The sequence below is a fragment of the Polaribacter sp. genome, from assembly GCF_965656025.1.
In the GTDB taxonomy this organism is placed as follows: Bacteria; Bacteroidota; Bacteroidia; order Flavobacteriales; family Flavobacteriaceae; genus Polaribacter.
Window position 1 is genome coordinate 1 of sequence record NZ_CBFHJT010000085.1, and the last position, 11013, is coordinate 11013.

9 protein-coding genes are annotated in these 11013 nt (G+C 30.2%); 2 read left to right on the top strand and 7 right to left on the bottom strand.

Going from position 1 to position 11013, the window contains the following annotated elements:
• The 6 genes from ACTG3S_RS13020 to porU form a co-directional block, all read right to left on the bottom strand.
• Positions 1-245: glutamine amidotransferase-related protein (locus tag ACTG3S_RS13020; RefSeq protein ID WP_439129775.1), on the bottom strand; the 245-nt coding region annotated here is incomplete at its 3' end.
• Between the two features lie 105 nt (positions 246-350).
• Complete coding sequence (locus ACTG3S_RS13025) at positions 351-1415, bottom strand: 3-oxoacyl-ACP synthase III family protein (RefSeq protein WP_439129776.1); 1065 nt, start codon at positions 1413-1415, stop codon at positions 351-353.
• A 122-nt stretch (positions 1416-1537) separates the two neighbouring features.
• Positions 1538-1921 carry a group III truncated hemoglobin gene (locus ACTG3S_RS13030; protein ID WP_439129777.1) on the bottom strand — a complete coding sequence of 128 codons (384 nt, stop codon included), beginning with the start codon at positions 1919-1921 and terminating at the stop codon, positions 1538-1540.
• 14 nt (positions 1922-1935) lie between these two features.
• The gene (gene cdd / locus ACTG3S_RS13035) at positions 1936-2418 is read right to left on the bottom strand and encodes a cytidine deaminase (RefSeq protein WP_439129778.1); all 483 of its coding nucleotides are present in this window, start codon (positions 2416-2418) and stop codon (positions 1936-1938) included.
• 77 nt (positions 2419-2495) lie between these two features.
• Positions 2496-3629 carry a type IX secretion system outer membrane channel protein PorV gene (gene porV / locus ACTG3S_RS13040; protein WP_439129779.1) on the bottom strand — a complete coding sequence of 378 codons (1134 nt, stop codon included), beginning with the start codon at positions 3627-3629 and terminating at the stop codon, positions 2496-2498.
• 46 nt (positions 3630-3675) lie between these two features.
• Positions 3676-7068: a type IX secretion system sortase PorU gene (gene porU, locus ACTG3S_RS13045; protein WP_439129780.1), complete on the bottom strand. Its 3393-nt coding sequence runs from the start codon at positions 7066-7068 to the stop codon at positions 3676-3678.
• Between the two features lie 201 nt (positions 7069-7269).
• Between porU and gldJ the strand changes: the two genes are divergently transcribed.
• Complete coding sequence (gene gldJ, locus ACTG3S_RS13050; protein ID WP_439129781.1) at positions 7270-8937, top strand: gliding motility lipoprotein GldJ; 1668 nt, start codon at positions 7270-7272, stop codon at positions 8935-8937.
• Between the two features lie 65 nt (positions 8938-9002).
• Positions 9003-10259 carry a UDP-N-acetylmuramoyl-tripeptide--D-alanyl-D-alanine ligase gene (locus ACTG3S_RS13055; RefSeq protein ID WP_439129782.1) on the top strand — a complete coding sequence of 419 codons (1257 nt, stop codon included), beginning with the start codon at positions 9003-9005 and terminating at the stop codon, positions 10257-10259.
• Here the strand turns inward: ACTG3S_RS13055 and ACTG3S_RS13060 are convergent.
• Positions 10249-11013 (bottom strand): N-acetylglucosamine kinase (locus tag ACTG3S_RS13060; protein WP_439129783.1); only part of this gene is annotated, 765 nt, incomplete at its 5' end. The genes ACTG3S_RS13055 and ACTG3S_RS13060 overlap by 11 nt on opposite strands.

An 11013-nucleotide genomic window follows, 5' to 3' on the forward strand; every position in this document is an offset into this window, starting at 1 on the left:
CCATAACAAACCGCCAAAACTGGTTTTTTACCTCTAATTTCAGATAAATCTGGATGTAAAACATTTTCTCCTCTTACCGAATTTGGGCTTCCAGATAGGATAACCGCTTTAAATTCTGATACATTTTCTGGTTGATGATTATAAGGATGAATTTCACAATAAATGTTTAATTCTCTAACTCTTCTCGCAATTAACTGAGTGTATTGCGAACCGAAATCTAAAATAAGTACGTTGTGTTGTTGCATGCGCAAAAATAATATTTTGATATTAGATTTACGATATAAGAGGTTAATTTTTTAAGGAAATTCTATTTGATTATAATTTGATAGAAAAACTAAATTTTATTGTCCTTAAAAACGATACACAATGGCATTAATATTCATACCTGCCCCAACTGACGCTAATATGGCAACATCGCCTTTTTTTACTTCTTGGTTTTCTATTTTACCATTTAAAACCAAATCTAATAAAGTAGGTACAGTTGCTACAGAACTATTTCCTAATTTATGAATACTCATAGGCATTACACCTTCTGGAGCTTTCATTTTATAAAGTCTGTAAAACCTTTTAATAATGGCTTCATCCATTTTTTCGTTTGCCTGATGTATCAATATTTTTTTTACCTCTTTAATATCTATTCCACTTTTTTCTAAGGCAGTTTGCATAGCTGCTGGTACGTTTGTAATGGCAAATTCATAAATTTTTCTACCATACATTTTAATGTAACGTACATTTTTGTCTTCATTGGTATTAAATGATTTTCCGAAATGTAAAAAATATGCTTCTTCTTTTGCAAAAGTTTGGCTTGCGTGACTTAAAATACCTGAGGTATCATTTTCCGTTTTTTCTACAATAGAAGCCCCTGCACCATCACTATAAATCATAGAGTCTCTATCGTGTTTATCTACAACTCTAGACAAAGTTTCTGCTCCAATTACCAAACATTTTTTTGCAATACCTGCTTTAATAAACGCCTGTGCCTGTATTACACCTTCTACCCAACCTGGGCAACCAAAAAGTAAATCGTACGCAACACAGTTTGGGTTTGCAATACATAATCTATATTTTACTCTTGTTGCAATACTTGGTAAAGTATCTCCTTGTATGGTATTTTGTTGTAAATCACCAAAATTATGGGCTACAATGATATAATCTAATTCCTCTGGATTGATATTTGCATTTTTAATGGCTTTTTCTGCAGCAAAAAATGCCAAATCAGAAGTTTTAAACGCTGGTTTTGCATAACGTCTTTCCTCTATACCTGTAATGTCTTTAAATTTTTGGATAATAGAAGTGTTTTCTGATGAAAAATTGCTACCATCTTCATTTAAAAAATGAGTATCTAAAAAAGCGTTGTTCTCTTTTTTAATGCTGGGTATAAAACTTCCTGTTCCCGTAATTTTTGAAGAAATCATAAAAAATTGAAATTTATAATCTCAAAAATAAGAAAAGTAGTTAAAAAAAAATACTATGCATGCATAGTAATGGAAAGTTCAACAACAAAAAAATATTATTTTTATAGTATTAAAAAATAGGTTTATTTTTTATACAAATCCATTTTTAACTGCATAACAGTAGCAATAGAGGTAGCTCTGTTTTTCATTCTCTCAGCATTTTCTCCTCTAAAACTAGCATCTATTGTTTCAAATAAATACGATGTCCAAAGTGTAAAATGTGCTCTCTTAAATTGTACAAAAGCATTTTTATTGATGTGCTTTTGCATGGTATTATTTTTATAAGTAGTTGTATCAAATAAAATATCATTCCAAAAATCGGTGATAATTTCTAAGTGATGATCTAATGTATTATTTGAAATAATCTCTTCAAAAAAAGGCACCATTTTATCATCAGAAAGTAGTTTATGGTAAAAATTTACCATTATTACTTTGATGTTTTCTCTTGAATAAATGTCTGATTTCATAAATAAAATTCTTTCTACAAATAGGAACTATCGAAAGAAAAAGGTAACAAATCAAGTAAAGATTTTGTTTTTACAATTTCTCCAACTTCGCCCATAAACAACACTTCAAAAGGTACTTTTTGATTGATTTCGAATTCAGAAAGAGTTTGTCTGCAAGCTCCACAAGGCCCTACTGGTTTGTCTACTTTAGAAATCGTAGAACTTGCTGAAATGGCTAGTTTTATAATTTTTACACCTGGAAAAGTTGCCCCTGCATTCCAAATAGCAACTCTTTCTGCACACATCCCAGAAGGATATGCTGCGTTTTCTTGATTATTGCCTAAAACAATTTGACTGTTTTCTAACAATAAAGCAGCACCAACATTAAATTTAGAATAAGGTGCATACGCATTCTGTCTTGCTTCTATAGCTTTTTGCATTAACAAATTATCTTCACCAGATAATTCTGTAATGTCATTATAAATAGTTGCAGAAGCCGTAATTTTAATTTCCTTCATATTTTTTGGTAAAAAAAAGCAGTCTTAAAATGACTGCTTTAAATAATAGAATAAACTTAGTAAAATTTTACTAGTTTTTAATAGTCTTCATAAAGCTCTCCTAAATCAAAAGATAAAGAAAAACGTAGCGAGTTTTCTAACGGGTTGTTTACATCTGAAGAATTTACCAAATAAGATAAATCTATATTTAAGGCATTGGTTCTAAAACCACCACCTAAAGTAAAATATTGTCTATTTCCTTTGTCTTCACTTTCATGAAAATATCCTGCTCTTAAAGCAAATGCATTATTGTATAAATACTCTGCACCTAATGCGTAAGTAATTTCTTTTAACTCTTCGCTAAAACCTCCTGGAGCATCTCCAAAAGAAGAGAAAATACCATTTATAAAACCTTTGTCATCATTTGCAGTTGAATCACTAGGGTCTGGAGTTGGTACTAACAATTTTGTAAACTCTAGTGTAGTTGCAATGGTATTGTAGTCATCTAAAATAAAGTCGAAACCACCACCTAGTTTTAAATTAGTTGGTATAAAATCTTCTTCACCAGGAACATAAGATACTTTCGGGCCAATGTTAGCAATATTGAAACCTAATCTATAACGTCCGTTAAAATTACCATAATTTTCTTCTAAAGATTGATAATAACCTGAAACGTCTACTGCAAAAGAGTTGATAGGCTGTAAAGTGTTAGCTGCTGTATTATTAAATGCTAAATTAGAGCGAATGTATTTTAAAGAAACACCCATTGCATAGGTTTCGCTTAACTTTAAAGAATATGAACCTGTTGCTACAAATTCACTCGGATTAATAGATCCTTTTGAATTCCCTTGGTTATCTGTTAAGTCAATTTGCCCTAAATTAAAATACTTAAAGTCTGCACCCCAAGCTGCATTTTCACTAAATCTGTTTATATAAGAACCACTTCCTATAAAAATATCATCTGTTAGGTTACGTAACCAAGGCGAATAAGTAATCCCTGTTTTTATTTGTCTATTACTAAAAGCTATTTTTGCAGGGTTATGAAACAATGACCACGCATCTGCACTTGTTGCTACCCCCATATCTCCCATACCACCTGCTCTAGCATCTGGTACAATTAATAAAAAAGGAGTTGCTGTGGTAATACCACCTGTAACTGGGGTATTTGTTTGTGCTGCTATTTTTGATGTTGCTAAAATAGCAACTAATAAAAACATTCCTAATTTCTTCATTTTTTTAATCTATCTTAATTATTTCTCAATTGCAAATATCTACTTTTTATTGAAGTATTACTAATTTTTCGTATTTCTCTGCTACCAAATTACTTATTGTTGACTTTACTTTTAGTTTATAAACATATACGCCTTTTCCAATTTTATTACCAAAATCATCTAAACCATTCCAAGTGATGTTTCTAGACAAATTACCTGTGGTCTGCACGTTTCTATTAATTGTTTTCACTAATTTACCTGAAACTGTAAATATTTGAACTTGTACTTCTAAAGATTCATTTGGTTTGTTATGGTTGAACCAAAACTCTGTGTAATTTACAAAAGGATTGGGATAATTTAAAACATTTTCTAAATTTAGAATAGCATCGCTTACAACCACGAAGTTTAACGTTGTTTCTGATGAATTATTATATGTATCCCAAGCTTTTATTTTTAAAGTATGTGGCCCTACTTCTAAATCTCTTAATCTATAGGTTACTTTCCCTTTGGTAAAATCGTTTAATTCTGTTTGATAAAAGTCATTTAAAACTATTGGATTAGACGTATCTCCATCTAAAATTCCAATAATATCATGATCTACTGCTGTTATAGAAGTATTTATACCACTATTATCCGACAAAACAGCTATAAGATTAGGAGAACTATTGGTATTGCCACCATCAATAAAAGATTCGTCGTTCATAAAAAGCTGAATTTCTGGTCCCACAGTATCATCTGGTGCATTTTCATCGATTCCACCCACAACTACATCAAAATTAAAGCCTGCTTTTTCTGCATTTCCATTTTCTGCATAAAAACTGAGTTTTCCTTTTCCGTAAGCAATTTTTATATCCTTGGGTACAATAAAATCAAATTTAAAAACCCCATTTTCTATGGTAGATTTCCCTCTAAACAGTTTACTATCTTGTGTATCAAAAGTCATTTTAATACCAAAATTATCATTATCTAACGTGTTTTTATCTAAAGGTTTGTCAAAAATTGTTGTAGACAAAGAACCATTAAAGTTGTTTAAAATAGTATTGGTATTGTCTAATACAACACCTTCGAAACTAACTTTAGAAAGGGCTTTTAAAGTATCTAAAGACTGTGTAATATCTTTTCCATTCATTTTTGTTATTTGTACGTTTGGTTCTGGTACCGCTAACTTCATAGCAGGGTCTCCAAACGAATAAATAAAAAATTTCTGTGAATTTGTAAATTGATTTTTAGCCTCTAACAATGCTTCTGAAATTGTATAATCTTCATCATTAAATTCTAAAAGAAGTCTAATTAAATTTTCATTAAAACGCTGTCCAACAGAAATAAACACTTCTCTTGTTGTGGTTATCATACTTGCTGCACCACCATTTTTATTCCACAAGGTTAATTCGCCTGCAGTAATTCTATTCGGATTATCAAATCTAGAAAAATCGCACGTAACCGTAATTAAAAGTGGTAATGTGTTTGCGTTGCTAAATTCCTGAATTTGTGGTTTTTCTAAAATTCTTTCAGAGGCAAAACCATCCTCTCCTCCATGACCAAAATAATCGAAAACCAAACTTCCTTTTTCTATGGCATTTGTAATGGCCTCTTTTACTTCTGGATAACGTTCACCACCAGAAGAGTTTTGCTGCACAAACGCATCCACATATATTTTATTTAAATTAAAGATGGGTTTATTATTGGTTATTTCATCGGCAATAGACTCTACCCCTTGTTGTATAACTTCTTCTCCTGTTTCATCGATATCATCTGCTAGTAATGTGATTGTATTTCTCCAATCTCCGATAGAAGTTTTACTGTAATAACTTAAAATTTTGTCTACAACATCTTTTGCCTGAGATAAATCTGAAACTGGAATTCTACTGGAAGCAACATCTAAAGTATGTGTGGTTAACATGGTGCCTTCATTGTCATCTAGCATTACAAAGAAATCATCTGTTACATACGAGCTTGCTAGATTGAAACTTTGTTCAGATAATTTTACAGGTACAATATTATTGTTAGATGACAACCTGTCTTTATAATCATAAGATGCATCCCCAAAAAAACAAACATATTTTAATTTTTTATCTGCAGTGGTGTTTGTGGTATACAAATGTTTTAAAAAATCTCTAATCCCTGTGATATCTCTTGATCCAGAGGAAAATTCATTATAAATTTCTTCTAAATCTACTACTCTTGTGGTTAAACCTGTATTATTTTGATGGTAATCTGCCAATCTTTGTGCTTGAGAAGCTAACTGATTGTTAGTAATTATTACATAATTAATGTCTTTTAAACTATGTAAATTTTGATTGGCTACTCGTGCATTTTCAATGGTTTCTGGAACATAAAAATCGTTATCATTTAAAACAACATATTCGTTTAAAACACTACCATCATCCGTAAATGTAAAATTATTACCTGCACCTTCATTCGTTATTATTTGTGGTGATAAGTGATTGGAAACATCCCAAACTTGAAAAATTTGATTGGTATTTGCAATTTGAAAAGTAACTTCAGAATTGGCATCAAACTGTTTAAAACTTCGAAATGAAAACTGATTATTATTTGCAGTAAGATTTTTTTCGCCTATAATTTCTATAAAATCTAAATAGGCGTTTGCAGAGGGGTTGCCATTATTATTATAAGAAATTTCTATATTTATAGATTCTGATGTATTTACAAAAGAAGCACTTCTTTCCGCTGTTAATGCCTTTGTTAGACCACCTGAAACCGCAGGGAAATTTAGGGTATAAATATCTGTATTATTTGCCTTTACAGCCATTGTTGAAGAAACAATTGAGTTGCTAACGCCTCTTATTCTAACAAAAACAGGATTATTGGCAACAGCATTTGTAAAAGGTATGGTAAATGTTTGTGTATTTTCTATATTAAAATTATCGTTAAAAAACCATTGTGTACCTGCGCCTAAAAGGTTCAGTTCTTCTTTTTCGTAAAACGTATAATCATTAAAAGTAGTTATTGTTTCTGTTGCTGTGTTTGTATTTAATGCTTTTGCATTGATTCTTTTACCATTATTATTACCAACAGTTATAAAATAATAAGCCTTATCTGAATAAATGTTTTGTCTATGTCTTGCTGTTTTAGATGATACATTTACTACCCAGTCATGTGGTCCTTTTGCATAGAAAAGTATAAAATCGTTGTTATTAAAAATACCATCTTGCTCTCCTTCTATATAAATAGCGTTTTCTTGAAGGTCTTCGTATCTAAACTCACTATTTAAAACGGGTAAAAGATTACCTCCATTCCCAAATATTTTAATCGTTCTAGGGTCTAAATTATTTGTAGAAATACCAATATTTTCTAGTAAGTTTTTATCAATTTTAAAAACTCCAGTAGTATCTACAGTAAATTTATACCAATCTCCGTTAGCAAGCACAGAATTAGTAGTTTGTGCAGTAACAAATTGCACAAAAAAAAGAAATAAAAATAGTTGTAAATATTTTTTCATCGATAATTATTCAAATAACGCAAATTTATTAGAGATATTTTATTAGTTGCAAAGATAAATTATACTAAATATAAAAAGCTTGCGTTTAATAAAAAGTGATTAAAAAAATGATGCGTTAAAATTTGTATTTTTCTTGCACTAAACTATATTTATTGTAAATTGCATCTTTAAATAAAAACCTAAATAATTTTCTATTAGGAAATGAAAAAAATATTAAAATTATCTTTAGTTGTTTTAACAACAGTACTTTTAACAAACTGTAATAGATCTACAAGTGGTAAATCTAGGTTAACAGGTTTGTCTTTTAATGATCCTAAAAATGGGGGTTATATTAGAAATAGTTCTTTCGAAGGACAAGAACCACCTTTAGGGATGGTTGCCATTGAAGGAGGATCTTTTACAATGGGTCAAGTTCAAGACGATGTAATGTTTGATTGGAATACGACACCTAAGAAAATTCATGTCCGTTCTTTCTTTATGGATGAAGCAGAAGTTACAAACTCTGAATATTTTTTATATGTACAATATATAAAAGATGTGTTTCCACCTTCTGAAGAGCAATACAAACATGTATACAATTCTGTTTTACCAGATACGTTGGTTTGGAGGAAAAGTTTAGGAAATACAGACATTTTATCAGAAAATTATTTTCGCCATCCGGCATACGCCGATTATCCTGTGGTTGGTGTAACTTGGTTGCAAGCAAATGAGTATTGTAAATGGAGAACAAACGCTGTAAACCTAAAAAAGTTAATAGATAAAGGACATATTAAAAATATTTTTGAAATTGATTCTGTAAGAAATCATTTTGATACAGATGTATTTTTAGCTAACGACTCTAATCTTTTTGAAGGAGACACTACAATTTATCAAAGAGGTGTTAGAACAAGAACCTCAAAAAGAAATAGAGAACCAGGTGCGTTTCAAGGTAGAAAAATTACCCAAGCAGATGGTATTTTACAACAAAAATTTAGACTACCTACAGAAGCTGAATGGGAATTTGCAGCAAAAGCTGTTTTAGAAAACAGAGAATACAATAATATTAGAGGTAGAAAAAAATATGCTTGGGATGGAAAATATACAAGAGCAAAAACAAAACGTTATAGAGGAGATCAATTAGCTAACTTTAAACAAGGAAGAGGACAATATAGTGGTTTACCGGGTTGGAGTTCTGATGGTTCTGATATTCCTATTAGAATAAAATCTTACCCACCAAATGCTTTTGGTTTGTATGATATGTCTGGTAATGTTGCAGAATGGGTGGCAGATGTATATAGACCAATAATTGATAATGAAGCCAACGATTTTAATTATTTTAGAGGAAACTTGTTTACTAAAAAAATGATTAACCAAGAAGGCAAAGTTGTAATTGTTGGTAATGGTGTAGCTGTAGAATATGATACGCTACCAAACGGAAGTATTAGACCAAAACAATTACCTGGATCTATTAAATACATACCTATTACTAAAAGTGATGCAGCATTTAGAACTAATTTTTCTAAAGCAGAAAATGCAGATATTGGTGATGGAGATTTAAATTCAACACGTTTTTTTGAAGATGACGCAGATAGATTTGCATCTAGACCAAGTATGTATAACTCACCAAAAAAACCAAGAATTATAAGAGACTCTATAAATGGTAGAGACATTTTAGTGAATGATGCTAAAAAACGTAGAACTTTAATTAGTGATGAAACTAGAGTTTACAAAGGTGGTTCTTGGGCAGATAGAGAGTATTGGTTAGACCCTGCTCAAAGAAGATATTTACCACAATACATGGCTACTAACTTTATTGGTTTTAGATGTGTTACAGACAAACTAGGTCCAATGACCTACAAAAAAAGAACCGCTAGAAATCCTAGTAGATAATATATTTTATAAAATTATTTAAACCTCAATGTAAAAAACATTGAGGTTTTTTTTATCTTTAATTTATGAATATTAAAGAAATTTACAAGCTTTATACTGCTCATTTTCTTGTTGATACAGATACTAGAAATATTAGAAAAAACAGCATTTTCTTTGCCTTAAAAGGCGAAAACTTTAACGGAAACAAATTTGCAGAAGAAGCTTTAAAAAAAGGAGCTGGTTATGCTGTTATTGATGAAGAAAAGTACTTTATAGACAATAGGACTATCTTGGTGGAAGATGTTTTAAAAACATTACAAAGTCTAGCCAAATATCATAGAAATCAATTAAAGATTCCTATTATTGGGTTAACAGGCAGTAATGGCAAGACAACCACCAAAGAGCTCATAAATTGTGTACTATCAAAAAAATATAAAACTACTGCAACAAAAGGAAACCTAAATAACCATATTGGGGTTCCCTTAACGCTACTTTCTATATCAAGTGATACAGAAATTGGTATTATTGAAATGGGTGCAAATCATCAAAAAGAAATAGCATTTTTATCCGCTATTTGCGCACCAGATTTCGGATATATTACAAATTTTGGAAAAGCGCATTTAGAAGGTTTTGGTGGAGTTGAAGGTGTCATTAAAGGGAAAAGCGAGTTGTATGATTTTTTAATTGAACACAATAAAACTGCTTTTATAAACCCTGATGATCCTATCCAATTAGAAAAAACAAAAAATTGTAAAACCATCAATTTTTTGAATGAAATAAGTCTTAAACAAGCCAACCCAATAGTAAAAGTAGCTTTAAACGATTTGATAATTAATACTAATTTAATAGGAAAATACAACTACACCAACATAGCAGCTGCTATTACAATTGGTAAGTACTTTAAAGTAAATAATCATCAAATTAAAGAAGCTTTAGAAGCATATATACCTACCAACAACAGGTCGCAAATTATAGAGAAAAAAAGCAACAAAATAATTTTAGATGCTTATAATGCGAACCCTTCAAGTATGCAAGCTGCCTTAGAACATTTTTCTAATATATCAGAAAAAAATAAAATAGTAATTTTAGGTGATATGTTTGAATTGGGAAAAGACAGTAAAAAAGAGCATCAAGAAATCGTAAATTTATGCGATAACAAAGGTTTTGTGAATATTTTTTATGTAGGAGAAAACTTTTACATAAGTGACACAAAGAATCATCAATTTAAAAACTATGAAGATTTGCAAAATTACTTGCAAAAAAAACCTCTAGAAAACCAAATTATCTTAATTAAAGGTTCTAGAGGTATGAAATTGGAAAGAATTTTAGACTTTATAAATTAATATTGTTTTTATGGTACGCTAACAGACTATCTATAGGTCTTTGAATGACATCTGTGATTTGTAAATTATTATTTGTTGCCACACTTTCTAAAATATCTCTAAAATAATGTGCTATAGAACCTATAAAGTATATAGGTGTTTTTTTGTTGATATTATAGGGTAAAATTCGATATTTAAAAAATTCTTGAAATCCTTTTTTGATTAATCTTTTAATATAATCTTCATCCTTAAAATCGAACATAAATTTCGCGAAAGAAGCTAAATACATATTAGGGTTTGCTTCTTTGTAGATGTTCTTTTTTATATAATCTGCATCTAAATTAAATTCAGCCTCAAACTTTTTAGAGATATCTACTGGCATATTTTTATAGTAATAATCTATAATTAATTTTTTTCCAAAATAATTACCACTGGCTTCATCCATTAAAATATATCCCAGAGAAGGCACTAACATCTGCATGTTTTGTCCGTCAAAATAACAACTATTAGAACCCGTTCCTAAAATACAAACCATTGCAGGTTCTATTCCTGTTGCAGCATAAACAGCTGCTAACATATCTTCAGAAATTACTACTTTGGCATTGATAAATATTTTTTCTAATATGTCTTTTAAAATGGCTGCTGGTTTAGGTGTGCCACATCCAGCACCGTAAAAATGAATTTCTATCACATCCTCTTTAATATTAATAAGCTGAAACATATTAATAATTCTGTTATACAGTTCTTCTTCTGGAACAACAGCAGGATTCAGTCC

What these genes read in the sequence shown, in the direction of transcription:
- ACTG3S_RS13025 (WP_439129776.1), bottom strand. Translation starts at nt 1,415, where the DNA reads ATGATTTCTTCAAAAATTACGGGAACAGGAAGTTTTATACCCAGCATT.
- ACTG3S_RS13055 (WP_439129782.1), top strand. Translation starts at nt 9,003, where the DNA reads ATGAATATTAAAGAAATTTACAAGCTTTATACTGCTCATTTTCTTGTT.
- ACTG3S_RS13030 (WP_439129777.1), bottom strand. Translation starts at nt 1,921, where the DNA reads ATGAAATCAGACATTTATTCAAGAGAAAACATCAAAGTAATAATGGTA.
- porU (WP_439129780.1), bottom strand. Translation starts at nt 7,068, where the DNA reads ATGAAAAAATATTTACAACTATTTTTATTTCTTTTTTTTGTGCAATTT.
- gldJ (WP_439129781.1), top strand. Translation starts at nt 7,270, where the DNA reads ATGAAAAAAATATTAAAATTATCTTTAGTTGTTTTAACAACAGTACTT.
- porV (WP_439129779.1), bottom strand. Translation starts at nt 3,629, where the DNA reads ATGAAGAAATTAGGAATGTTTTTATTAGTTGCTATTTTAGCAACATCA.
- cdd (WP_439129778.1), bottom strand. Translation starts at nt 2,418, where the DNA reads ATGAAGGAAATTAAAATTACGGCTTCTGCAACTATTTATAATGACATT.